Source organism: Sphingobium sp. RAC03, from assembly GCF_001713415.1.
In the GTDB taxonomy this organism is placed as follows: domain Bacteria; phylum Pseudomonadota; class Alphaproteobacteria; order Sphingomonadales; family Sphingomonadaceae; genus Sphingobium.
In genome coordinates, this window is the sequence record NZ_CP016456.1 from 857566 (window position 1) to 880033 (window position 22468).

A 22468-nucleotide genomic window follows, 5' to 3' on the forward strand; every position below is an offset into this window, starting at 1 on the left:
GGGACTTCCCGGCCTTCTGGACAGGGCTATTGAATAACGAAATTGGTAAAATAAACGTTATCGACGCCGCCATAACCCGTTTTTTGCTTCAAAATATCGTTAATTATCACCTTGATCTTCGCCTGGAGGGCTTGCTTGCCCTTTGGCGTCGCCAGCATCTCTTCGGGTTGCTGGGCGAGCATCATCAGCACCTGGCTGCGGATCGCCATTTCGTGCGTCTTGATCGCGTCGATCACCCGCAGATCATAATAGGTCGATACCGCCAGCGAAATCTGGGCAAAGGCGTCGGTGTCCGTCATGTTGGACGTGAAGGGCGTCTGCAGCTGGAAATAGGTCGCCTGATAGGCGGTGGGGTTGGCGGGCGGCGGCAGGTCGATGCCCTTGCCATGCGCGCCGCCATGCGTTGCGGATGGGTCGCCATGGGGTGCGGCATGCGCCTTGGCGATATCCTCGGCGCTTTCGCCGGCCAGCACCAGAACGGGTTTGTTGGGATCTTCCTTTGGCCCTTCATCCTTCGGGTTGAAGAAACCGGCGGCATAGAGCCCGCCTGCCGCGCCCGCACCGCCGATCAGCATGGCGATGACGACCAGCAGGATCATCTTCATGCCCCCGCCCTTTTTCTTCTTCGCCTTCGGTTCGTCGCTCATTCTTCCTGTCCCCCAGGCTCAAGGCCGATCATGCGTAGCGCGCGCGAGCGGCATCGCGGGTGTTGTCGCCCGCCTCCGCATGGTTAAGAACGGCCGCGTCGTCGGCGGCTTTATGCGATTGCGCGATATTTTCGCGCGCCTGCCAGCGGCCTTGGCCCTGGCCCTGAAAGGCGGGCTGACCTGCCTGCTGCTGCTGTTGCTGGCCCGGCGCATTCTGTCCCGACGGATCAGGGCGAGTGGCGTCCGTGGCGGCGGGCGCACGCTCGATCTTCACCTCGCTGATCTTCACGGCGGCGAGGCCTGCATCGAGGCGCAGGCGGTCGCCATCCTGGCGCAGCGCCTGTTCGGCAAGATCGGTGGCGACGGTCAGGGCGACGATTGCGCCCTTGTCACCCTGCTGGATATCGACCTGGATCGGGCCGAGCGTGTCGGCATTGATCTGAAACCGGCCCTGCGCGCCATTGGCCGAGAGGCCCGCAATGTCGCGGGCCAGACTGTCGATCCACTGGCCCGACACGCCCATGTCCACCACTTGCGCGCCAAGGCTGGCGGACAGGTCGGCAACGGGTGCCGTGGGTGGGACTGGGGCGAGTGCGACGGGTTGGAGCGTGATCGGCGTTGGCACGGCTGCGGTGTCGGCACGCGACATGCTCAACGGCAGAGCGGCGGTCTCCTGATCGGTGTCCGGGCGCTGCACGGCTTCCGTCGGCTGCGGAGACGCCGCGCGGCCAGTCATATGATCGCGCACCAGTTGCAGCAGCGATACTGCCTCGGCTTTGACGGGCGCTTGCACCGGTGGCTGGGCATCGGCGGTCGGTGTCGGTAGCGGGGCGGCGGTAACGTCAGTTGGCGCGATGCTCTGCGGTGCGGTGGACGCGACGGGGCTGGCGACCGGGGCCGGACCTGGATCGCTGACCGTCATCGTTGAACCGGGTGTAGCCTGATCTGGCGCGGGCTTGGAGGTCGCTACAGGCGGCACAGGAACGGACTGCACTGTCGCAGGTCCGGCGGTTGCCATTGCTGGTGCGGCTGGTGCGGCTGGTGCGGCTGGTGCGGCTGGTGCGGCTGGTGCGGCACCAACCTCCATTGGAACGGTCGGTTGCGCGGGTGCGGGTGTCGCCGTCGTGATGCGCGCAGGCATGAGAGGTGCTCCCGCAGGCAAGGTGTCTGCGACGATGGGCGGCGCTGGGACCGGTAGGGCAGGCGCTGTGACCATGCCGGTCGCGGCGACCGTCGGGTCGGGCAGCGGCAGCGGGGCGGGCTGTTCAACCACGGCGTCCTTAGGCAACGGGCGATCGGGGCGAGTAGCGGCTAGCGGTGCAGCGTCGTCCGGTTGCGCGGGGTGGACTGCATCGGTTTGGCTGACCGGTTCGGCCGATCGGATCGGGGCTTGAAGGGACGGCTGGACTGGCGTTGCGAGAGGGATTGCCGCGTTCTGCGCCGGTGCTGCCGCGTCGGAAACGGACAGCGAAGCGGACAAAGGTTCGGCGTTTTCAGGCCCGGCTGCCGCGGCCGACTCTATGTCCGTTTCGCTGTCCGTTTCGCTATCCGTTATCGGTGTGCGGACTGGTGCAGCGGCGTCGGGTGCGGTGGCCGGTTGGATCGCAGGCGACGCGGGCGTCGTGACCATCGAAGGGCTGTCCGCCGTCTGCTCGATCGGCGATCGATCGACAGGCGATGGGCGTGCAGGCGCGGCGGCAGGTCGTGCAGCGGCGGGCGCTGCCTCAGGCTGCGGCGCGGCGGGCGCGTCTTGCGTTTCCTGGGACGGTGTGTCCGTCGCTGCCGGTGCCGGTGTGATACGCGAATCTTTGGCGGGCACGCCGGGCAAGGCTGGCGCCATAGGGCTAGGTGCCATGGTCGGTGTAGCGGATTGCGGCTGGGCGGGTGCGGATGGAGACTGTCCGCTCTGCTCAGGCCGGGGCGGTTGAACGGGCGTCGCCGCAAATGCAGCGGCAAGCGCAGGGGTCGTAGCGTCTGGAACCGAAGGCGCGGCGCGGGGCGTGGCAGGCACGGCTTCTGCGGCTAAGACCGGTGTTCCTGGCACGGAGATGGGGGTGCTGGGCGTCGCAGACGCTGCTCCCGACGCTAGGCTCGGTCCGTTGGGCGCTGCAATTACGGCGCTTGGCGTCGTCGCTGCCGCGCTCGGCGGGGCGGTCGCCGCGTCGAGCATTTGCGCGAAGTCGGGGGTGCCGGGCATTGGCGCGACGGCGGCGCCCTTCCTTGTCCCACTGGCGGGTGTCGGGAAGAGCAAGGCCTTGATAGAGGCGAGCATCGTCATGTCAGGCATCCCCCGTCCGCTGCATGCGGCGATAGCGCGGCAAGGCCGCCAGCTTGTTTTCGCGCCATTCTTCAAGGTTTGCGCGAGCGCGGTCCTTGAGGCGGGTGGCGATTTCCTTTTCGCGGTTGGCGGCAAGCGTCACGCCTTCCTTGCTCTCCACTTTGCGCCGCGCGTCGTAGAGCGCGCCGTCGAGCTGGCGGCCCGCCTGCTCCAGCCGGGTGGCGAGTTCCTGCATCGCGGCGAAGGATGCACCAGTGGCGGCCCCTTGCGTTTCGAACAGTTCGTAGCGGACCTTGTTGAGCCGCTCGATATTGCGCGCCAGGCCATCGGCCTCGTCGCGCGCGCGCGCCGTTTCGGCGACCGCCATGGCATGTTGGACATGGCGCACGCGCAGCACGCGATGGCGGCGGGACACCAGCCCCTTCATGCGCCGAACCCGGCGATAAGCGCGGCGGCGCTGGTGTCGAGGTCGATGCGGCTTTTCTGGTCCTGCCGGATGAAGTCGAGAATTTCCTGACGGCGCTGCACCGCTTCGTCGATCACCGGATCATTGCCGGGGCGATAGGCGCCCATCAGGATGAGATCGCGATTTTCCTCATAAGCCGCCCAGAGGCGGCGATAATTGGCGGCGGCCATGCGATGATCGTCGGGCACCACGTCGGCCATGACGCGCGACAGGGATTTGCCGACGTCGATGGCCGGGAAGATGGATTGTTCGGACAAATGGCGCGACAGGACGAAATGCCCGTCGACAATGGCGCGGGCGGCGTCCACGATCGGATCGTCGGTGTCGTCGCCATCGGCCAGCACGGTATAAAGCGCGGTGATCGAGCCGCCGGTGCGGGCGTCCACCCCGGCCCGTTCGACCAGGCGCGGGATGAGCGCGAGAGCCGATGGCGGATAGCCCTTCATCGCGGGCGGTTCGCCAAGGGCGAGGCCGATTTCGCGCTGGGCATGGGCGCAGCGGGTCAGGCTGTCGATCAGCAGCAGCACTTTCTTGCCACGGGCGCGGAAATATTCGGCGATGGCGGTGGCGCGCGCGGCTGCGCGCAAGCGCAGCACCGGGGGATGATCGGCCGGCACCGCGACGACGATGCTCTTGTGCATCGTATGCTTGAGTTTGGTTTCGAGAAAGTCGCTGACTTCGCGGCCACGTTCACCGATCAGGCCGACGACGACGATGTCTGCTTCGGCCCCGGCGATCATCTGGCCCATCAGCACCGATTTGCCGACGCCGGACCCGGCGATGATGGCGATACGCTGGCCACGCCCGGCGGTGAGCAGCGCGTTGACGGCGCGGACGCCGAGATCGAACGGTTCGGTAACACGGCCGCGATCGAGGACATTGCCCTTGACCCCGTTGAGCGGCCAGACGCCGCCCGCGATGATCGGCCCCTTGCGGTCGAGCGGCTGGCCCATGGCATCGACCACGCGACCAATCAGCCCTTCGCCCACCTGCACCATATTGGCTTGGCTGTCGGGTTCGACCCGTGCGCCGTTTTCGAGCGGCGCGTCACTGTCGAGCGGCACCAGTAGGGTGCGACCGCCGCGAAAGCCCGCAACTTCGGCGCGCGCGATCGTGCCGTCGCTGGCGATCACCCGCGCGCCTGCGCCGATCGGTCGGCGGAAGCCGGTGACTTCCAGCATCCCCGCATCATGGCTGACCAGACGGCCGACATGGCGCGGCGCGCGGTTCTGCACCTGCAAATGATCGAACAAGGTTTCGGCCTGGGCCAGCGCGGCGCGGATCATGGCCTGCCCTCCATATCATCGAGCAGTGCGCGCAGGCGCGAGAGGCGCACGTCCGGGCCATCCTCGACCCAGCCTTCGGCGGTTTCCAAGCGGACGCAGCCGCGCTGCATCGCCTTGTCGGGCACCAGCTTCACGCCGATCTGTTCGCCTTCCAGCATGACGATATCGTCGGGATGGAGGTGAAGCGCGCCCTTTTCGTCATTATCCTCGATGAAGGCGGCGACGGTATCGCAGCGCTGCACGAGGCGTTCGATGTCGATCTCGACCTCGCCGACAATCTGTTCGACCAGGCGGACCACCGTAGCGGAGAGCATGGTGGAGAGCATGCCGCTGGGCGCGGGCGCGAGCGAGGCCAGCGATTCCGCCAGCCGTTCGCGGATTTCCGTGTCGGCACCATGGGCTTCGGCGGTGATGCGGCAACCTTCGTCGAAACCGAGCGTGAAGGCTTCCATCCGCGCTTCTTCGACCAGGTCGACCACGGGTTCGGCGTCCGCCATGGCGGCGCGGATCGTCGCGGTCTGCGCGCCAGGATGGGCGGTGTAGAGGCTGCGGAAACCGCTGCTCTCGCTTTGTACGAAACCGGCGACCGCGACTGGCGCGAAATCGCGGGCTGCTTCGGCACCCCAAATCCTAGACAAAGTCATTCCCCTTGCCACCGAGCATGATGGTGCCTGCATCCGCCATGCGGCGGGCGGTGGCGATGATCAGTTTCTGCGCTTCCAGCACTTCGGCGAGGCGGATGGGGCCGCGCTCTTCAATCTCGTCGGCGATCGCCTGCGCCGCTCTCGCGGACATGCTGCCGAAAATCTTGCCCTTGAGCATATCGTTCACGCCCTTGAGCGCGACGACCAACACGGTGTTGTCGATGGTCCGCATCAGTGCGCCCAGATTCTTGTCGTCCATGTCCACCAGATTATCGAAGACGAACATCTCCTCCTCGATGGTCTGGGCGATCATCTTGTCGCGCTTGGCGACGGCCTTCATGATCCGCTGCTCATTATCCTTGCGGACATTGTTCATGATCGCGGCCGCTTCGACCGTGCCGCCGCGCTGCGACGCGGCACCCTGCTTGCCGACCGGACCGCGCATCAGCAATTGCTCCAGATCTTCGAGCGCCTCGTTCGACACCGGCCCCAGGGTGGCGATGCGATAGACGATCTCCTCCTGATATTCGGACGGCAGCAATTGCAGCACGTCGGCGGCGACGGGTGCTTCCAGATGGGCGAGCACGATCGCCATGATCTGCGGATGCTCCGCCTCGATCAACACGGCGATTTCCTTGGCATCCATCCATTTGAGCATCTCAAGCTGGGTGGAGCGGGTCGGCGGCGTGATGCGCGCCAATATGGTTTCGGCGCGTTCCTCGCCCAGTGCCTTGGTCATCGCGCCGCGAATATGGCGGGTCGCGCCATAGCCGATGGTGGTGCGCTTCTTGGCCTTGGCGACGAAATGGTCGAGCGCTTCGTTGACCTCTTCGGGATCGACATCGGCGACATCATACATGGCATAGCCAAGCTGGCGCACTTCCTCCGGTTCCAGCCGGGAGAGGATTTGCGCGGCTTCATCCTCGTTGAACAGCATCAGCAGGACGGCGGCGGCGGCGCTGCCCTTGAGCGCTTCGGGACGACCGGGAACGATCTCAGGCATTTTCCTTCTTCCCCTCCTTGAGGAGGTCGCGGACGACGAGGGCGGCGCGGTCGGGATCTTGCTTCACGAAGTTGCGAATGAGGTCGGCGCGCTGGGCATAGTCATAGGTGGAGGAGATCATGTCGAGCGTGACCGGCCGTTCGGGATCGGGCGCTTCGACCACCTGCTTGGTGAGTTCGGACGAGATTTCCCGGCCGATGCGCTGGCCTTCCTGCGTGGTCTGCTCTGCAGCGGCGGCCTGAGCGGCGGCGCGGCGCTTGAGCAGCGGGCGACCGATGCCGAAGACGAGCAGCAGCGCAACCAGCAGGGCGGTGCCGTTGCGCACCAGCGGGTTCATCCAGTCGGATTCATACCAGGGGATGACGGTTTCGGGCGTCTTGAGGAAGCTGCGCGAGGAGAGCGCGACCACGTCGCCGCGCGTCTGGTCGAAGCCGACCGCGCCCTTGACCAGCGCTTCCAGGGCAGCGATTTCCTGCGCGGTGCGCGGCTTGCCATCCGCGCCGGTGTCGAGCGCCACGGCGACCGACAGGCGCTTGACGGTGCCGATCGCATCCTTGGTCACGGACACTTCACGGCCTAGTTCAAAGCTGCGGTTGAAGGTTTCCTCGGTCTTCATCAGCGGATTGGGCGGGGTGCCGGGGGTTTGCGCGGCGGTTTCGCCCTGCTGCACGGCCTGCCCATTGGGGTTGGTCTGGGTCACGGTCGGGTTGACCGGGGCCTGGTTGGTGAGCGCACCGGGGATGCCCGACGCCTCGCCGCCTGCGCCTTGGCCACGCGGGTCGGATGCCCAGGTGCCCTGTTCGACGCGCAGGCGCGCTTCGTCCTGCGGGAAGGTTTCGCGGGTCGCCTGGCGCTCGGCGAAATTGAGTTCGGCATGGACTTCGGCGGAGAAATTGCCCTGGCCAAGGATCGGCGTGAGCAGCGCGATCACCGACTGGCGATAGCGATCCTCGATCCGGCCCTGGATCGAGAGCTGGCGATCGTCGGCGGCGTCGCCGTCATTATTGCTGAGCAGGCGGCCATTCTGATCGACCAGCGAAATCTGGTCGGGCGAGAGGTCGGGAATGGAGGACGCGACGAGATGCACGATCGCGCTGACCTGTGCGTCGGTGAGCGTGCGGCCCTGCGCCAACCGCAGCATGACGGAGGCGGACGGCTTGGCCCGGTCGCGCAGGAAGACGCTGGGCGGTTCGACGGCGAGGTGGACCTTGGCGCTTTCGACGCTGTCGATCGCCTCGATCGTGCGGGCGAGGTCCATTTCGCGGGCGGAACGCAGCTTTTCGCCCTCGACGGCGCGCGAGGCGCCCATCGGCAGGCTGTCGATCATGCTGTTGCCGTCGGGCGCGCTCTTGGGCAGGCCCTGGGCAGCGAGCATCATCTTCGCCTTGAAATAATCATCCTCCCCCACGGTCATGCTGCCGGACTTGTCGAAGTCGAAGGGGATGCCGGCCTGCTCCAGCACTTGCGCGACGGCCGATTTGTCGGCGTCGGGCAAGGCGCGGAACAGGTCGCGCTGGGGCGGTTCGCGCAGCGCCAGCCAAGCAAGGCCCGCCAGCGCGACGACGCCGAGCATGCCGAGCAGCGGCAGGCTCTTGGCTACCGCCGGTTGCTGGATGAGGCCGGTGAAGCGCGCTTTGAGCGCAGCCATGCCGGTGAGGCCGTTGCGGGCCGCCGAAGCGGGGGCCGGGAGGGCGGGCTTGCCGCCGTCGATGGTGAGTGCGTTCTCGCTCATGATTTAGACCGGCATGCTCATAATGTCCTTGTAGGCGGACAGGAGTTTGTTGCGGACCTGAAGGGTCGCTTCGAAGCTGACCGACGCCTGCTGCTTGGCCAGCATGACGGCGGCGATGTCGGTGGTTTCGCCGCGTTCGAAGGCGGCGGCGGCTTCACCGGCCTTGCCCTGCAGGCCATTGACCTGTTGCAGCGCGCTGCTGAACGCCTCGGTAAAACCACCGGGCGCGGTGCCCTGGGCGGCGCCTGCACCGCCGAGCGGATTGGTCGAGCCGATGTCGCGCAGCGCGGCGTTTTTTTTGCAGGATGGCGTTGCGGATCGCCATCACGCTGTCGGTCGGGGAAATGCCGTTCATATCCTATCCTCCCCCTTATGCCGCGGCCAGCTCGCGCATTTCGGCGAGCCGATAGCGCAGCGTGCGTTCCGAAATGCCGAGCTTGCGCGCGGCGGCGGCGCGGTGGCCGTCCGTTTCGCGCAGGGCGCAGCGGATGGCTTCGAGCTTGGAATGGCGCGCGACGTCGCGCAGCCGGATGGGTTCGGCGGGCAGCTGGATCGGTGCGGCGGCGCGGAAGGGCGTTACCATCTGCGCTGCGCCTGCCAGATGCAGGTCGTCGGCTTCGATCCGGTCACCATCGCGAAGCACCAGGGCGCGCTGGAGGATATTGCCGAGTTCACGGGCGTTGCCGGGCCAGCCATGAGCGGCGAGCTTGTCGAGCGCGGCGGCGGTCGGCCAGACGAACCCGGTCTTGCCGCCATCCTGATGGCGCAGCAGCATCGCGGCGGTGATCGCGCTGATGTCGCCGCGACGCTCGGCGAGCGGGCGCAGTTCGAGCGGCATGACGTTGAGACGCCAGTAGAGATCTTCGCGGAAGCGGCCTGCGGCACATTCCTGCGCCAGGTTGCGGTTGCAGGCGGCGATGATGCGGACATTGACCGGCACAGCATGGGTCGCGCCGACGGGCAGCACTTCGCCTTCCTGCAGCGCGCGCAGCAGCTTGGCCTGCAGCGCGAGCGGGAGTTCGGCGATTTCGTCGAGGAAGAGCGTGCCGCCATCGGCGGCGAGGAACAGGCCTTCGGACGCATTGGCGGCGCCAGTGAAGCTGCCCTTGCGATGGCCGAACAGCATCGCTTCCATCATGGTTTCAGGCAATGCCGCGCAATTGACGGCGATGAAGTCGTGGCCCGACCGGCCCGACTGGGCGTGCAGGAAGCGCGCCATGCCTTCCTTGCCGGTGCCGGTGTCGCCCTGAATGAGGACAGTGGCGTCGCTGCGGGCGACCCGCCCGGCGAGCGTCATCAGCCGGACGCTGCCGCTGTCGCCCACCGCGGGGACGGCCGCGGGGCGCGCCAGTTCGGCGATGAGCGCAAAGGCGAAACCCATGTCGGCAAGGCCGAAGGCGACGCGGGCGGGCAGGCCGTTGGCCGCGGAGACCAGCGAAGGTGCGCCGTCGATCAGGTTGATGAGAATGTCGCGATGGGTCGCATGGCCGATTTCGGTGGCCAGCAGCACGCGGCGGCTGTCCTTTTCACGCGGGCTGGCCGCGTCGACGATGCGCACGGTAAAGAGAGCGTTTTCGAGCCAGTGCTGCAGACCCGGAACGAGCGCGCAGACTCCACGGCTCACGTCGAGCGATGACATGAACAAAACCCCAATAACTGGTCGGCTTGTGCCCCCGCACGCCCCAGACCCCTTCGATGGTTCAAGCTCTATATTTATGTGGTTATCAGATGGTTAACTTTGCCATCCAGTTGCCGCCGACCGGCAATTTAATTCCGGCAAGGCGGCAAAGACGCCGTCCTTTGTCCTACGCGCGCGCGTGGTAGCCAGGGAAATTGCCCTTTTTCAGAAAAATCGACAGCGGCGCTAAAGGCCGGTCGCTGCCCGCCGTTATCCCCTTTCGAGGCCGCAGACGCTCCATGGCAGCGACCTGATTGACACTGAAAGGGAACACCATGACTGTTATCGGAACCAACACCGCCGCTCTCCGCTCCGCCAATGCCTCGTCGATGGCCAGCAAAGGCCTGACCAACGCAATGGAGCGCCTGTCGACCGGCAAGCGCATCAACAGCGCCAAGGATGACGCCGCCGGCCTCGCAATCGCTTCGACCATGACGTCGCAGATCAAGGGCATGACCCAGGGCATCCGCAACGCCAATGACGGCATCAGCCTGGCGCAGACCGCGGAAGGCGCGCTGAACGAAGTCAGCAACATGCTGCAGCGTATGCGTGAACTGACCGTGCAGCGGAACAACGACACCAACAGCACCGAAGCCGTTGCGAACATCGACGCGGAAAAGGATCAGCTGGCCGTTCAGATCAACGACATCCTGACCAAGACCGAATTCAACGGCAAGGCGCTGTTCCCGACGACCGCCGACGCCGTGACGATCCAGGCTGGTGCCAACGACACCGACACCGTGACCATCACGCTGGAAGCCATCGACGTGACCGACGTGGCCAGCGCGACGGAAGCGGAAGATGCCGCCACTCTGGCAGACTTCGACACCGCGCTGCAGACGGTTGCGACCGCCCGCGCTACGCTCGGTGCCGTGCAGAACCGCCTGGAATCGTCGGTCAACAACCTGACCAATAACATCACCAACCTGACCGACGCGCGCAGCCGTATCGAAGACGCCGACTTTTCGGCCGAAACGACCGCGCTCGCCAAGCAGCAGATCCTGAGCCAAGCGTCGACCGCGATGCTGGCACAGGCCAACCAGAGCCAGCAGGGCGTTCTGAAGCTGATCGGCTAAACCCCTACCCCATTGGTCGGCTGAGGTCTGGTCACCTGACAGCCGCCCATAGGCGCCCGGCACATCACAGTCCCCACCGTGCCGGGAGCCACAACTTCGATCGAACGACCAGCATCAGAAGCCTCCGTCCCCCCGGGCGGGGGCTTCATCGCATATGCAGCATGGGGGGCTTGGTTTTGCGTGACAGGCTCGCCATGGTGAAACCATGACCCAGATTGACCGGCGCGCGATGATCGCTGCCACGGGCGCTGCCCTCCTCCTCCCCCGCGCTCTGCACGCGCAAACGCAGCCCCCCCCCTTTTCCTGGGAGCGGCTGATCGGCCAGGCGCAGCGGCTGGCGCGCGCGCCCTTTGCCGAGACGCCGGCCCATCCGGGTGCCGCCAAGATCGATTATACCGCGCTGCACGAGGCGCGCTTTCGCGAGGAACGGACTTTGTGGGGCGACCTGCCGGGCGATACCGGCATCCGCTTTTTCCCGCTGTCCGCCACCGCGCCGCAACCGGTCGAGATCGCGATCATCGAGCAAGGCCGCGCGACGCCGCTGCGCTATGATCCGGCCATGTTCGATGCGCCGGCGGGCAATCCCGTGACGGCCCTGCCGCCCGGCGCTGGCTTTGCGGGGTTCCGCATCATGAATGCCGCGCGTGACGGCGACTGGTTGTCGTACCTTGGGGCCAGCTATTTTCGTGCGCCAAGCCCGCAAAAGCAATTCGGCCTGTCGGCGCGGGCCGTTACGATCAATACCGGCATCCAGGGGCGCGAGGAATTTCCGCGCTTCACCCATTTCTGGCTGGAGCGGACGGGGCCAAGTAGCGTCACCATCTTCGCCCTGCTCGACGGGGCATCGATTACCGGCGCGTTCCGCTTCGTCAGTCGGCTGGACAAGGACGGCGTGCGGCAGGACGTGACCGCCGCCCTGTTCCCTCGCCGTGCCATCCCCGAACTGGGGCTGATGCCGATGACCAGCATGTTCTGGTATGATCAGGCGAACCGGACGATCGGCACAGACTGGCGGCCGGAAATCCATGATTCCGACCTATTGTCGATCGCCAGCGCCGATGGCACCGCCCATGCCCGCCCGATCGTCAATCCCACAGCGCCGATGGTCAGCGCCTTTGCCGAGCGCGATCCCAAGGGGTTCGGGCTGCTGCAACGCGACCGGGATTTCGACCATTATCAGGACGATGGCGTTTTTTATGATCGCCGCCCGACTTTATGGGCCACGCCCGCCCGGCCGCTGGGCGCGGGCGAGGTGCGGCTCTACGCCTTTCCGACCGACAGCGAATATACCGACAATCTGGCGGCCTATTGGACGCCCGCCGCTGCGCCTGTGCCGGGCAAGCGGATCGACCTTTCCTACAAGCTTGACTGGACAGCCGACCGTTCGCCCGCCGCGACCAGCATGGCAATCGTCGAGAATGTCTGGCGCGGACGCGGCGATCAGCCCGACGTCGCGCGGCTGGTAGTCGATTTCGCCGGTGTGGCGGAGGGTAGCAAGCCCGACCTGTGGGTGGACATCGCCAACGGCACGCTGGTCAAACAGGCGGGCTATCCGGTTCTGGGGCGCAAAGGCCTGTATCGCACGGTGCTGGACCTGCGGCGCAGCGGCGGCGGCGCGGCGGATGTGCGGTTGCAATTGCGGACCGGCGGCCGCGCGGTGAGCGAATATGTGCATTACCCCATTGGCGGATGAACGGAACCGTTGGCGTAACGAACGGTTCAGGCCGTTGGGTGAAACGCTATGGGTCTGGATGATATGGGCAATGGACAGGTGCCGGTGGCCGATGCCGCCGCTGAGGACGTGCCGGTGAGTCCGGCCTTCGAACAGCTGCCGCCCGAAAGCCCGATTGCGATGCCGGAGCAGGATTTCAGCGCGCGTCCGCCGCTGATCGTGCCGCGCCGGTTCAATATCGACCTGTGGGCACGGCGCATGCTGGTCGTGCTGCTCGCCCTGATCCCGACTGGCATGGCCGCGCATGAGATGCGCCGTTCGATCGGCCTGGACGGCATTTCCTTGCTGGAGGGCGTCTATCTCGCCCTGTTCATTCCGCTGTTCGCCTGGATCGCGTTCGGCTGTGCCACCGCGATCATCGGCTTCCTGCTGCTGACGGTGGGCAAGGGGCGTAGCGTGACGCCGCGCCCGCTGCGCGCGTCGCAGCCGTTGCAGGGCAAGACCGCGATCCTGCTGCCGGTGTGTAACGAGGATTTTCTGGGCGTTCTGGGGCGGTTGTCGATCATGGAGCGATCGCTGGCGCAGGTGATGGGGCGCGAGCGGTTCGAATTCTTCATCCTGTCCGATTCCAACGTGCAGAGCGGCGAGACGGAGCGGGCGGCCTATCTGGAAATGCGCGGGTCTTTCTCCCGCCCCGTTCATTATCGCCGCCGTGCGCGCAATATCGGGCGGAAGCCCGGCAATATCGCCGAATGGGTCGAGCGGTTCGGCGGCGGTTATGATTATATGATCGTGCTGGACGCTGACAGTATCGTCAGCGGCCAGACGATGGCGCGGCTGGCGTCCGACATGGAGCGGCATCCGCAGGTCGGGTTGATCCAGACGGTGCCGACCGTGATGGGTGCGGCGACGCTATTTGCGCGCTGGCAGCAATTTGCGAGCCGCCTGTTCGGGCCGATCTCGGCAGCGGGCATGATCTGGTGGGCCGGGTCCGAAGGGATGTTCTGGGGCCATAATGCCATCGTCCGGGTCAAGGCCTTCGCGCAAAGTTGCGGCTTGCCCGAACTGCCCGGTCGTGCTCCGTTCGGCGGGCATATCATGAGCCATGACATGCTGGAGGCGGCGCTGTTGCGACGGCGTGGCTGGGACGTGCATATGGTCACGGCCGACGATAGTTTCGAGGAATTTCCGCCGTCCATGCCCGACCTGTTCACCCGCGACCGGCGCTGGTGTCAGGGCAATATCCAGCATGTGCCCTTGCTTGTGCGGATTGCGGGCCTGCATCCGGTCAGCCGGTTCCAGTTGCTGGTGGGCGCGACGGCCTATTGCACGTCGCCCATGTGGCTGACGCTGATGCTGGTCGTGCTGGGTGGCGGGGCGAGCGGGGTGTGGCCGCCTACTGAAGTGTTGCCGTCTGGCGGATTGCTGGCGGTGACGGCCTTCCTGCTGTTCGGGCCGAAGCTGCTGGCGATGCTATGGGCGTTGCTCGACCCGGCGCGGCGGATCGGCTTTGGCGGCGCCGCGCGGATGACGCGCGGCGTGATCGTGGACATAATCCTGTCGATCCTGATGGCACCGGTCGCGATGCTGACCCAGACGATCAACCTGTTCGGCATATTGATGGGCCGCAAGAGCAGTTGGAACGGGCAGACCCGCGACCGCGACGGCATGGCGATCGGCAGCGCCATCTGGCTGTTCAAATGGCATATCCTGCTGGGCGCGCTGCTGCTGGCGCTGGCGATCCAAGCGGGTAGCGGCATCGGCTGGATTATTCCGGTGACGGCGGGGCTGTTCCTGGCGCCCGTGCTGGCGGCAGTTACCGCACGCAAGGATCTGGGGCGCAGGGCCGAGGCCAGCGGGCTGTTCCAGGTCGCCGATCCGTGGTGGCGGACGCAAAGCTATCGCCCGTTGCGGTTCCGCTGGCCCAATGGCGAGGAACGGCGGGTCGGACGGCTGGCCGCGAACGACGAATAGTTCAGTCCCAGTCGCGCAGTTTCTCGCGGAGTTTGTCGAGCGCGGCTTTCTTAATCTGGCAAACGCGCGCCGCGCCGATGTCCAGCGTGTGGCCGATTTCCTCCAGGTTGAGTTCCTCGACAAAATAGAGTTGCAGCACCAGCGCTTCGCGCTGCGGCAGTTCGCCGATACAGGCGGCGAGCGCCTTCTTAAGCGATTCGCGCTCCATCACGTCGTCGGCGCGGTCCTCGACATCGGCGAACCACATGGACTGGTCCGAATAGACCTCGTCCATGCTAGTATGCTGCACCATTTCGACGCTATCGGCGAGTTCGCGATAGTCGGACGGATCAAGGCCCATTTCGGCGGACATTTCCGCTTCGGTCGGTAGCCGTCCAAGCGTCTGTTCCAAGCCATTGCGGCAGGCGGCGAGTTGCTTGCGCTTGGCCATGGCAGAGCGGCAGATGGTCGCCTGCCGCCGCAGATGGTCGATCATCGCGCCGCGCACGCGCAACTGGGCATAGGCGGCGAAGCCGAAGCCGCGATCCTCGAAACTGTTGGCGGCCTCGACCAGCGCGAGCATGCCGATCTGGAGCAGATCCTCCACCTCGATCGCGCTCGAAACGCGGCCATGGACATGCCAGGCGATCTTGCGCACCAGCGGCATATATTGGCGGGCGAGCCGCTCCGGGCTGTTCTCGCCGGGCTTCGCGTAAGTATGGGCGCCGGCCGCGATCTTGTTCATATACATGGCTCAGCCTCCTTTCAGGCGACTCGTTCGCGCGCGTGTTCCTGGCGGGGTGCAGGGTCGTGGCGGGGCGTGGGGCGCTGTTCGCCGCCCACGACCGCCACCACTTCGACGCCCTTGCCATCAGGGATTTCGAGGAAGGACAGGACCGGCGTTTCGGGCAGATGCGGCTTGAACAGCCGCGCCAGCGCCCGCCTGGCCAGCGGCGAGGTGACGATGGCGAAGTTGCGCGCCTGCCCCAGCAGCGGTCGGGCGGCCTGGACCACGGCTTCGACGATGCGGTTGGCGAGCGCGGGTTCGATCGGGTGGCGGGCGTCGCCCGCCACGCGCATGGCCTGCGCCAGCATCGCTTCGAGATCGCCATCCAGCGTGATGACCGGCAGCGGCATCTTGACCGGGACCAGCCCCTGAATGATGAGCGCGCCGATGCGCTGGCGCACGGCCTCGACCAATTGTTCGTGGCTCATATCAGGCCGGGCGGCGTCGACCATGGCTTCGCAGATACGGCGGAAATCCTTGAGCGCGATGCCTTCGGATAGGAGGGCACGGCACAGCGCGCTGATCTGGGTGAGGCTGAGCGTGGCGGGCGTCAGGCCTTCGACCAGTTGCGGCGCAGCGTCCTTCAAAGTGTCGAGCAGCTTGCGCGCTTCGTCCAGGCCGAACATTTCGGCGGCGTTCATGGCGATGAGCTGGTTGAGGTGGGTTGCCACCACGGTCGGCGGATCGACCACGGTATAGCCCGCGATCACGGCTTCGCTGCGCTTGGCCTGCGAAATCCAGACGGCATCAAGGCCGAAGGTCGGGTCTTTGGTCGGGCGACCGACGACCACATGTTCGAGCGCACCGCTGTCGAGCGCGAGCAGATCGTCGGGCCAGATTTCATCCTCGCCCACCACGACACCGGCGATGGTGATGCGATATTGATTGGGTTCGAGCGCCAGATTGTCCTTCACCCGCACCATCGGCACGACGAAGCCCAGTTCCTTGGACAATTGGCGACGGATGCCGGTGATCCGCGCCATCAGCGGCGCGCCCTTGCGTTCGTCGACCAGGGCAATGAGGCCATAGCCGATTTCGAGGCCGAGGATCGCGCCGTCCGACACGTCATCCCATTCGATCACGGCCGGATTGGGCGCGGGGGCGACGGGGGCGGGTTCGGCGGCTTTCGCCTGGCTGGCCTTGCGCAAGTGCCAAGCGATGCCGCCTGCGACAGCAGCGGCGGACAGGATGATGAGATGCGGCATGCCGGGCAGGACGCCCAGGAAGCCGAGGATCGCGGCGACCGGCACCCAGGCGCGGCCCGACCCGAATTGCCCCGCAATCTGGCCACCCAGATCCTGCTCGCTCTTGACGCGGGTGACGATGGAGGCGGCGGCGATCGACAGCAGCAGAGCAGGAATCTGCGCCACCAGCGCGTCGCCGATCGCGAGGATGATATAGGTCTGGGCCGCTTCGCCGATGGCGAGGCCATGGCTGACGACGCCCAGGATGATGCCGCCGATGATGTTGATGACGAGGATCAGGATGCCCGCGACCGCATCGCCCTTCACGAACTTGCTGGCACCATCCATCGAGCCGTAAAAGTCGGCCTCGGTCGCGACTTCGACGCGGCGGAGCTTGGCTTCTTCCGGCGTCATCAGGCCGGCATTGAGGTCGGCGTCGATCGCCATCTGTTTGCCGGGCAAGGCGTCCAGGGTGAAACGCGCCGACACTTCGGACACGCGGCCCGCGCCCTTGGTGATGACGACCAGGTTGATGATCATCAGGATGGCGAAGACGAAGATGCCGACGACATAGTCGCCGCCGATCAGGAAATGGCCGAACGCCTCGATCACCTGTCCGGCCGCATCCGAGCCTTCATGCCCCGACACCAGCACGACGCGGGTGGAGGCGACGTTGAGCGCGAGGCGCAGCAGCGTGGCGAACAGCAGAACGGTCGGAAAGCTGGAGAAATCGAGCGGCTTGGCGGCGTTCAGCGCCACCATCAGCACGGCGAGGCTGATCATGATATTGGTGATGAAGCCGATGTCGAGCATCACCGCCGGGACGGGCACCATCATGAACAGCACGACCATCAGCGTCGCAAAGGGCAACACCGCCCCCTGGACGGCGCTCATCCAGATCTTCGCTTTGACTTGGGTGGGAGTCATGAGGAGCCGTTACCTTCCGAGGGTGGCGAGCATGAGATAGGCGAGGCGCGCAGTCTGCGGCTGGGGCCGGATGCCGACATCGACCTGTTCGCTGAGGCGCTGGGTCTCGATCCGCACATAGTCGGCGGGCTGGACCGTCTTGGCACCCGATGGCAGCGCGGCGGCGGCATATTGCACCTCGCCGCCGAGGCTGCCGGAGCTTTTTTCGAGCTTGGAGGCAAAGCGGTCGCGAATATCGGCAAAGCTGCGCGCGCTGCCCGACCGGTCGTAGAAGATCGACCGGTTGGCGCGCGCGGCGGCGGGAAAGAGCGAGGCGGCGGTGGCGCCGGGCGCGCGATCGTGGACCGACAGGAATTTGCTCGCGCCGCCAACGCCCAGAAAATGGGCGAGATAGAGATCGACGGGTTCGGCTTCGCGACCGAGCTTCTGTTCGAGATAGGCCTTGTTGTCGGCGGCATGTTGCGCGGCCATGACAGAGGCGGTTTCGGGATGTTTGCGCAGGTCGAGGATCTGCTGGCGCAGTTGCGGGTCCGCCACATGATAGCGACCGTTGCTGCCCTGGCTGATCGCGTCGGAGGCCCAACCAAGGCCATAGTCGCTGCCATGCTTGTCGATGACGGCGAGCCAGCTCTGGTCGATGAATTGATAGAGGCCGGTCGCCGACGATGTGGTGGCGCGCGCGGTGGGATTGAGGCTGCTTTCGATCTTCGCCTGACCCAGCAGATAGGAGAAGTCGACACCGGTGCGGCGGCTCGCCATGGCGATCGCGTTGGTCACGCGATTACCCGTCGATGTCGCCCCAGTAGTGATGTCTGCGAAAGCCGACACTTGACCCTATTCCCCAATCATTGCGGGGATCATTAGAGCAAGGCTTGTGCCAAGATTTGGTTAACGCGGTGTCAGGAAATTTGGCCCGCAACGCAAAACGGCACCTTTCGGTGCCGTTTTAGGGAAAACAGGAAATAAAGTTCAGCGGCCGTAGGTGAGCGGCGCGTGGGTCGATCCATGGGCTGCGAGCATGGCAAGCCGTTGATTCGCATGGTCGGCGAGCAGGCTGACGCGCACGCGAGCGCTTTCAAGCAAAGGCAGCATGGCGTTCAGCCGTTCGATCACGATCGGTTCGGAGCGCCATGCACCGACACCCCGCACGGCGGCGGCGGCCCGGCTGACGCGGTTGCTCGCCAGTTCGATGGCGACGGCATCGGTGCCGTCCAGCACATCGCGCAGATCCTCGAACGCTTCGAACAGGTCATCCAGCGCGGCGAGCCCCAGCGGCATGATCGTTACCCCGCAGCAGACAGGTCGAGCGCGACCATGCGATCGGCGATCGCGGCGGCATCGACCGGATAATTGCCCGAAGCGATCGCGGCCTTGATCGCGGCGATGCGGTCCATATCGACCGGCGCGCCTTCTGCCGCCATGCGGGCAGCGGGGCTGGCAGAAGTCGACGCGGGTGCCGCCGTCGCTGAACCGGTGGTCGAAGACGCGCGCGTCTTGCCCCCTTCGCGCAGGCGGGTCGCCTCTATGGCAGCACTGATGCTTTGGCCGACAGATTTGATCATTGGCTTCAATCCTTCACTCGTCCCTATAGGCGTATAACGGACAAGTTCAAAAATCCTTAAACCCCGGAACGCGCACCAGGCCCATTTCCACGACCTGGGCCAAAATGGGGGCGGCGCGCTTGTCTTCGCGGACGCGGATCGTGTCGCCGACGGCGCCATCCTCATCCGCGATCATGCCGCGCGAAACGTTGAAGAGCGCGTTGCCCGCGATCAATTGCACCGGATCGCCCTTGCGCACGACTTGTTCCTGGGGCGTGGCGCGGGCGGCGGGTGTGAAGCGGCTGGCGGTGCGTGGCACTGGTCCCGATGCGGCGGCCGATGCACCTGCAACGAGCGGCACGCGGATGCGCCAGCCAAGGAATTCGCATTTGACCATCGCCGCGCCGAATACCGGGCCTTCGACCTTGGGCATCGTCGGGCAGGCGGCCAGTTTCAAGCGGCGATCCACAGGAGCCATCGGCCCACCCGGTTCGCCCAGATTGGCACCCACCGACATGGCGACGAGGCTGTCGATGCGATCGAGATTTTCGAACCGCTGCTGCGCCTGCACGGGCACGGCGACAAGCAGCGCGGCTGTGGCGAGAAGGGACGGATAAGCGCGAGGCACGGCATGTCTCCTGACAAGGTCGGCGGTTCTATGTCGGGATTTTCAGCAATATCCGTGCCAAGTTGGTTAACGTGCGTCCGTCTGCCCCGGCGCGATGCGGATCACCTGCCCCTGCCCGCTTTTGCCGTCGGACTGATCAAGGCCGCGGATCAGCAGCCGATCCTGCGCGATACCATCCAGTTTCAGCGCGCGGGCGACGGCGCCCAGCCGGGCGGCGGCCAGATCCCAATCGTCGAAGCGCTGGCGGGCGCGGTCGGAGCCGCGACTGCGTATCTCGACGCCGCCCGGCTCGCGCGCAAAGCGGCGGGCGATGGCGGAGAGGCGCGCCTGGCCCTGCCGCGTGAGCAAGGCTTCGCCCGGCTCGAACAGATCGGCCGCGCGCAATTCCACGCCCGGCCGCATCGCTCGGCCGCCAAATTGTTGAGCGACGCCCGCCAGCACGACATCGCGCCGCGCGCCGCTGGCCTGCAACAGCACGAAGAAGGCGAGCAGCAACAACAACAGATCGGCAAAGCTGACGGCCCAGCGATTACGCCGGGCGACAGCGGTGGTGGTGGCCGTGCTGGTCATGCGACTTCGCGTATCGCGCCGCGCCGGATCGGCGCATTTTCGCGCCGCGCGATCGCCAGCATCCGCGTCACCGCTTCGCGCTGCCAGGCGAGCTCCTGTTCGGAAAGGTCGATGAGGCGCGCCGCGATCGGCGCAGCGACGACATTGGCAATCACCACGCCGTAGAAGGTGGTGAGCAGCGCCAGCGCCATGGCCGGGCCGAGGGCAGCGGGATCGTCCATGGCCGCGAACATGCCCACGAGGCCGATGATGGTGCCGGCCATGCCGAGGGCCGGCGCGGCATCGGCGATCGACAGCCATGCCTTATGCACCGCGCCGTGGCGCTGCGCCCGGTCGGCGAGCGCCTGGCCCGTCCAAAGTTCGAACTGGTCGGTGCGGTCGCAATTGGCGAGCTTACGCGCGGCGTCGGTCAGGAAGGGGGAAGCGGTCTTGACGCGATCGGCGCAAGCAAGCCCGCGCAATTGCGCCACCTGATCGATCTTGAGCATGGCGGCGCGGGCGGCGTCGCGGTCGCGCGCGGCATCGGCGGTGACCAGCGGCCCCAGCGCCAGCATCGCCCGCCCCAAGGCGCTTGCGCCATTCTGAAACAGAGCGACCAGCAGGATGCCGCCCAACATTGCGAGCAGCGTCAGGGGATCGAATAAATGGCCGATAATCGCGATCATATATACCTGTCCCCATAGGCCCGTAGTGCGACGGCAAGATGCTGCCGCAGCCCGGCAATTTTTTGCCGCCCTTGCCGCCTTCCCCCGCAAAAGCCCGGATTTCCGGGCATTTCCGCCTTGCCGTTGCGTCACCCACGCAAAATGGCACGGCTCTTGCTGAATTCAGGCTGGATCACCCGCAATGGACGCCATCAGGGGTCAGAACGGCGGGGGAAACGAAACTTTTAGGGCCAGCAGGCAAAAAGGGCAGGATCAGTGGAAGACGGTTTGTTCGGCATTCATGGAAAGGCGCTGGCGCTTCGCTCGCAGCGGCTGTCCCTGTTGGCGTCCAACATCGCCAACGCATCGACCCCCGGCTACAAGGCGCGCGACATTGATTTCGATGCGGCGCTGCAAAAGGCCACGACGCAGGCGGGCAGCAATGCCGCCGACGTGTCCAAGGCGGTCGACGATGCCATGGGCTATCGCGTGCCGCTGCAGCCCAGCCTCGACGGCAATACCGTGGAACTGAGCACCGAACAGACGCTGTTTGCCGAAAATGCGGTCAAATATCGCACCACCCTCTCCTTCCTTGAGGGTCGCATCAACACCATCAACCGTGCGCTCAGGGGAGAATGAGCATGAGTGGCTCTGGTCCCATGAACATATTCGACATTGCAGGGCGCGCCATGAGCGCGCAGCTGGTGCGGTTGAACGCCACCGCGTCCAACATGGCCAATGCGGGCAATGTCACAGGCAGCGCGGCGGATGCCTATCGCGCGATCAAGCCCGTTTTCACATCGGTCACCGACAGCCCCGGCATGGCGAGCGTCAAAGTGTCCGACATCGTCACCACCAAAGCCGAGCCGACCAAGCGGCACGACCCCAACCACCCGCTGGCCGACGCCAATGGCGATGTGTGGGAAGCGGCGGTGGATAGCAATGCGGAGCTGGTCGACATGATCGAGACCGCGCGCATGTACCAGAATAATGTGCAGGTGCTGAACACCGCCAAATCCCTGATGCTCGAAACCATAAGGATCGGCAAATGAGCACGATTTCAACGGCCACCGACGCAGCCGGGCTGTCCGTCTATAACGCCAATGCCAATGTCGGCACCGGCAAGTCGGAAATGGGCCAGGCCGATTTCCTGCGCCTGCTCACCGCGCAGATGCAGACGCAGGATCCGTTCGAACCGGTCAACAATGCCGAAATGGTGTCGCAGATGGCCACCATCACCAATTCGAGCGGCATTGCCGAAATGAATGCGACGCTCAAGGGGCTGGCCGCCGATATGGGCGGCACCCGGCTGGGCGATGCGGCAAGCTGGATCGGCAAGTCGATGCTGGTGCAGAGCAACATTGCCGCGCCCGACGCGAGCGGGCTTTATGCCGGACAGATCACCCTGCCCGAAGCGACCGATGGCGCGAGCGTCGACCTGATCGATGGCAGCGGCAATGTCGTCAAGACCATCGACCTTGGCACGCAGGCAGCCGGCGACGTCACCTTCTATTGGGATGGCAAGAATGATGCGGGCGACACGATCGCCAGTTCCGCGCTGCAAGTGAAGGTCAATGGCGCGACGCCCAGCAAGGTCGCGACCTGGGCCACCATCGCCGCGGTCCAGTCCCCCGCCGACGGATCATCGTCCAAACTCATTACCGCGCTCGGCAGTTACAGCCCGTCCGACGCCATCAGCCTGATGTAATCTCACCCCTTTTTCTTCTTTCCTTTTCACCCAGGGAGCAACGC

General features: G+C 65.6%; 23 protein-coding genes and 1 pseudogene. 7 read left to right on the top strand and 17 right to left on the bottom strand.

All coding sequences use genetic code 11. The features are described 5' to 3' along the window. Positions 1-26: 26 nt before the first annotated feature. Both BSY17_RS08730 and BSY17_RS20905 read right to left on the bottom strand, forming a co-directional pair. Positions 27-647, bottom strand: coding sequence for a flagellar basal body-associated FliL family protein (locus tag BSY17_RS08730; protein ID WP_037476206.1), 621 nt, complete (start codon positions 645-647; stop codon positions 27-29). A gap of 28 nt (positions 648-675) precedes the next feature. Continuing rightward, the gene (locus BSY17_RS20905) at positions 676-1569 is read right to left on the bottom strand and encodes a flagellar hook-length control protein FliK (protein WP_083217088.1); all 894 of its coding nucleotides are present in this window, start codon (positions 1567-1569) and stop codon (positions 676-678) included. Positions 1570-2167: 598 nt separating this feature from the next. Here BSY17_RS20905 and BSY17_RS21250 point away from each other — a divergent pair. Next, the gene (locus tag BSY17_RS21250; protein ID WP_150125757.1) at positions 2168-2575 is read left to right on the top strand and encodes a hypothetical protein; all 408 of its coding nucleotides are present in this window, start codon (positions 2168-2170) and stop codon (positions 2573-2575) included. A 351-nt stretch (positions 2576-2926) separates the two neighbouring features. On the opposite strand, the gene BSY17_RS08740 is transcribed toward BSY17_RS21250, so the two are convergent. The 7 genes and pseudogenes from BSY17_RS08740 to BSY17_RS08770 all read right to left on the bottom strand — a co-directional run bounded on the left by BSY17_RS08740 (position 2927) and on the right by BSY17_RS08770 (position 9695). Then, positions 2927-3352 carry a hypothetical protein gene (locus tag BSY17_RS08740; protein WP_037474048.1) on the bottom strand — a complete coding sequence of 142 codons (426 nt, stop codon included), beginning with the start codon at positions 3350-3352 and terminating at the stop codon, positions 2927-2929. After that, positions 3349-4677: a FliI/YscN family ATPase gene (locus BSY17_RS08745; RefSeq protein WP_037474050.1), complete on the bottom strand. Its 1329-nt coding sequence runs from the start codon at positions 4675-4677 to the stop codon at positions 3349-3351. Before BSY17_RS08745 ends, BSY17_RS08740 begins: the two co-directional genes overlap by 4 nt. Then, positions 4674-5321, bottom strand: coding sequence for a FliH/SctL family protein (locus BSY17_RS08750; protein ID WP_069065224.1), 648 nt, complete (start codon positions 5319-5321; stop codon positions 4674-4676). The genes BSY17_RS08745 and BSY17_RS08750 overlap by 4 nt, the downstream gene beginning before the upstream one ends. Continuing rightward, positions 5308-6324, bottom strand: coding sequence for a flagellar motor switch protein FliG (gene fliG / locus BSY17_RS08755; protein ID WP_037474054.1), 1017 nt, complete (start codon positions 6322-6324; stop codon positions 5308-5310). Before fliG ends, BSY17_RS08750 begins: the two co-directional genes overlap by 14 nt. After that, positions 6317-8056 (bottom strand): flagellar basal-body MS-ring/collar protein FliF, encoded by a 1740-nt coding sequence (gene fliF / locus BSY17_RS08760; RefSeq protein ID WP_069065225.1) that lies wholly within the window; start codon positions 8054-8056, stop codon positions 6317-6319. Before fliF ends, fliG begins: the two co-directional genes overlap by 8 nt. 3 nt (positions 8057-8059) lie before the next feature. Next, positions 8060-8411: pseudogene (gene fliE, locus BSY17_RS08765) on the bottom strand (flagellar hook-basal body complex protein FliE). A 15-nt stretch (positions 8412-8426) separates the two neighbouring features. Continuing rightward, positions 8427-9695, bottom strand: coding sequence for a sigma-54 interaction domain-containing protein (locus BSY17_RS08770; RefSeq protein ID WP_069065226.1), 1269 nt, complete (start codon positions 9693-9695; stop codon positions 8427-8429). A 314-nt stretch (positions 9696-10009) separates the two neighbouring features. On the opposite strand from BSY17_RS08770, the gene BSY17_RS08775 reads away from it, so the two are divergent. From BSY17_RS08775 to mdoH, 3 genes are all read left to right on the top strand, one after another. Continuing rightward, positions 10010-10810 carry a flagellin N-terminal helical domain-containing protein gene (locus tag BSY17_RS08775; protein WP_037477057.1) on the top strand — a complete coding sequence of 267 codons (801 nt, stop codon included), beginning with the start codon at positions 10010-10012 and terminating at the stop codon, positions 10808-10810. 205 nt (positions 10811-11015) lie between these two features. Next, entirely contained in the window at positions 11016-12503 is a 1488-nt protein-coding gene (locus tag BSY17_RS08780) for a glucan biosynthesis protein (protein WP_069065227.1), read from the top strand. Between the two features lie 63 nt (positions 12504-12566). Beyond that, positions 12567-14456: a glucans biosynthesis glucosyltransferase MdoH gene (gene mdoH, locus BSY17_RS08785; RefSeq protein WP_069066866.1), complete on the top strand. Its 1890-nt coding sequence runs from the start codon at positions 12567-12569 to the stop codon at positions 14454-14456. 1 nt (position 14457) lies between these two features. Here mdoH and BSY17_RS08790 read toward each other — a convergent pair whose 3' ends face one another. From BSY17_RS08790 to BSY17_RS08825, 8 genes are all read right to left on the bottom strand, one after another. Beyond that, on the bottom strand, positions 14458-15186 hold the full coding sequence (locus BSY17_RS08790) for a sigma-70 family RNA polymerase sigma factor (protein WP_069065228.1): 729 nt from the start codon (positions 15184-15186) through the stop codon (positions 14458-14460). A gap of 14 nt (positions 15187-15200) precedes the next feature. After that, positions 15201-17333, bottom strand: a complete 2133-nt coding sequence (flhA, locus tag BSY17_RS08795; RefSeq protein ID WP_069065229.1) for a flagellar biosynthesis protein FlhA — start codon at positions 17331-17333, stop codon at positions 15201-15203. A gap of 9 nt (positions 17334-17342) precedes the next feature. Further along, the gene (locus tag BSY17_RS08800; protein ID WP_069065230.1) at positions 17343-18161 is read right to left on the bottom strand and encodes a flagellar biosynthesis protein FlgJ; all 819 of its coding nucleotides are present in this window, start codon (positions 18159-18161) and stop codon (positions 17343-17345) included. A 141-nt stretch (positions 18162-18302) separates the two neighbouring features. Next, a complete protein-coding gene (locus BSY17_RS08805; RefSeq protein ID WP_069065231.1) occupies positions 18303-18611 on the bottom strand; it encodes a hypothetical protein in 309 nt (102 codons plus the stop codon). Positions 18612-18616: 5 nt separating this feature from the next. Continuing rightward, the gene (flgM, locus tag BSY17_RS08810) at positions 18617-18895 is read right to left on the bottom strand and encodes a flagellar biosynthesis anti-sigma factor FlgM (protein WP_069065232.1); all 279 of its coding nucleotides are present in this window, start codon (positions 18893-18895) and stop codon (positions 18617-18619) included. A 46-nt stretch (positions 18896-18941) separates the two neighbouring features. Next, positions 18942-19502, bottom strand: coding sequence for a flagella basal body P-ring formation protein FlgA (locus tag BSY17_RS08815; RefSeq protein WP_069065233.1), 561 nt, complete (start codon positions 19500-19502; stop codon positions 18942-18944). A 66-nt stretch (positions 19503-19568) separates the two neighbouring features. Further along, a complete protein-coding gene (locus BSY17_RS08820; protein WP_069065234.1) occupies positions 19569-20072 on the bottom strand; it encodes a flagellar motor protein MotB in 504 nt (167 codons plus the stop codon). Continuing rightward, positions 20069-20737 carry a MotA/TolQ/ExbB proton channel family protein gene (locus BSY17_RS08825; RefSeq protein ID WP_069065235.1) on the bottom strand — a complete coding sequence of 223 codons (669 nt, stop codon included), beginning with the start codon at positions 20735-20737 and terminating at the stop codon, positions 20069-20071. Before BSY17_RS08825 ends, BSY17_RS08820 begins: the two co-directional genes overlap by 4 nt. A gap of 255 nt (positions 20738-20992) precedes the next feature. On the opposite strand from BSY17_RS08825, the gene flgB reads away from it, so the two are divergent. Genes flgB through BSY17_RS08840 form a run of 3 tightly spaced genes read left to right on the top strand, consistent with a single transcriptional unit; the run spans position 20993 to position 22424 of the window. Then, complete coding sequence (flgB, locus tag BSY17_RS08830) at positions 20993-21355, top strand: flagellar basal body rod protein FlgB (RefSeq protein WP_069065236.1); 363 nt, start codon at positions 20993-20995, stop codon at positions 21353-21355. A 2-nt stretch (positions 21356-21357) separates the two neighbouring features. After that, positions 21358-21768: a flagellar basal body rod protein FlgC gene (gene flgC / locus BSY17_RS08835; protein ID WP_069065237.1), complete on the top strand. Its 411-nt coding sequence runs from the start codon at positions 21358-21360 to the stop codon at positions 21766-21768. Further along, positions 21765-22424 carry a flagellar hook assembly protein FlgD gene (locus BSY17_RS08840; RefSeq protein ID WP_069065238.1) on the top strand — a complete coding sequence of 220 codons (660 nt, stop codon included), beginning with the start codon at positions 21765-21767 and terminating at the stop codon, positions 22422-22424. Before flgC ends, BSY17_RS08840 begins: the two co-directional genes overlap by 4 nt. Positions 22425-22468 lie beyond the last annotated feature (44 nt).

Excerpts from the sequence above, each read along its gene's own strand:
- BSY17_RS08825 (WP_069065235.1), bottom strand. The coding sequence starts at position 20,737 with ATGATCGCGATTATCGGCCATTTATTCGATCCCCTGACGCTGCTCGCA.
- BSY17_RS08730 (WP_037476206.1), bottom strand. The coding sequence starts at position 647 with ATGAGCGACGAACCGAAGGCGAAGAAGAAAAAGGGCGGGGGCATGAAG.
- BSY17_RS08745 (WP_037474050.1), bottom strand. The coding sequence starts at position 4,677 with ATGATCCGCGCCGCGCTGGCCCAGGCCGAAACCTTGTTCGATCATTTG.
- BSY17_RS08805 (WP_069065231.1), bottom strand. The coding sequence starts at position 18,611 with ATGCCGCTGGGGCTCGCCGCGCTGGATGACCTGTTCGAAGCGTTCGAG.
- BSY17_RS08775 (WP_037477057.1), top strand. The coding sequence starts at position 10,010 with ATGACTGTTATCGGAACCAACACCGCCGCTCTCCGCTCCGCCAATGCC.
- BSY17_RS08820 (WP_069065234.1), bottom strand. The coding sequence starts at position 20,072 with ATGACCAGCACGGCCACCACCACCGCTGTCGCCCGGCGTAATCGCTGG.
- flgC (WP_069065237.1), top strand. The coding sequence starts at position 21,358 with ATGAGTGGCTCTGGTCCCATGAACATATTCGACATTGCAGGGCGCGCC.
- BSY17_RS20905 (WP_083217088.1), bottom strand. The coding sequence starts at position 1,569 with ATGACGGTCAGCGATCCAGGTCCGGCCCCGGTCGCCAGCCCCGTCGCG.
- BSY17_RS08770 (WP_069065226.1), bottom strand. The coding sequence starts at position 9,695 with ATGTCATCGCTCGACGTGAGCCGTGGAGTCTGCGCGCTCGTTCCGGGT.
- BSY17_RS08780 (WP_069065227.1), top strand. The coding sequence starts at position 11,016 with ATGACCCAGATTGACCGGCGCGCGATGATCGCTGCCACGGGCGCTGCC.
- BSY17_RS21250 (WP_150125757.1), top strand. The coding sequence starts at position 2,168 with ATGTCCGTTTCGCTGTCCGTTTCGCTATCCGTTATCGGTGTGCGGACT.
- BSY17_RS08790 (WP_069065228.1), bottom strand. The coding sequence starts at position 15,186 with ATGTATATGAACAAGATCGCGGCCGGCGCCCATACTTACGCGAAGCCC.
- mdoH (WP_069066866.1), top strand. The coding sequence starts at position 12,567 with ATGGGCAATGGACAGGTGCCGGTGGCCGATGCCGCCGCTGAGGACGTG.
- BSY17_RS08740 (WP_037474048.1), bottom strand. The coding sequence starts at position 3,352 with ATGAAGGGGCTGGTGTCCCGCCGCCATCGCGTGCTGCGCGTGCGCCAT.
- flgM (WP_069065232.1), bottom strand. The coding sequence starts at position 18,895 with ATGATCAAATCTGTCGGCCAAAGCATCAGTGCTGCCATAGAGGCGACC.
- BSY17_RS08750 (WP_069065224.1), bottom strand. The coding sequence starts at position 5,321 with ATGACTTTGTCTAGGATTTGGGGTGCCGAAGCAGCCCGCGATTTCGCG.
- fliG (WP_037474054.1), bottom strand. The coding sequence starts at position 6,324 with ATGCCTGAGATCGTTCCCGGTCGTCCCGAAGCGCTCAAGGGCAGCGCC.
- fliF (WP_069065225.1), bottom strand. The coding sequence starts at position 8,056 with ATGAGCGAGAACGCACTCACCATCGACGGCGGCAAGCCCGCCCTCCCG.
- flhA (WP_069065229.1), bottom strand. The coding sequence starts at position 17,333 with ATGACTCCCACCCAAGTCAAAGCGAAGATCTGGATGAGCGCCGTCCAG.
- BSY17_RS08840 (WP_069065238.1), top strand. The coding sequence starts at position 21,765 with ATGAGCACGATTTCAACGGCCACCGACGCAGCCGGGCTGTCCGTCTAT.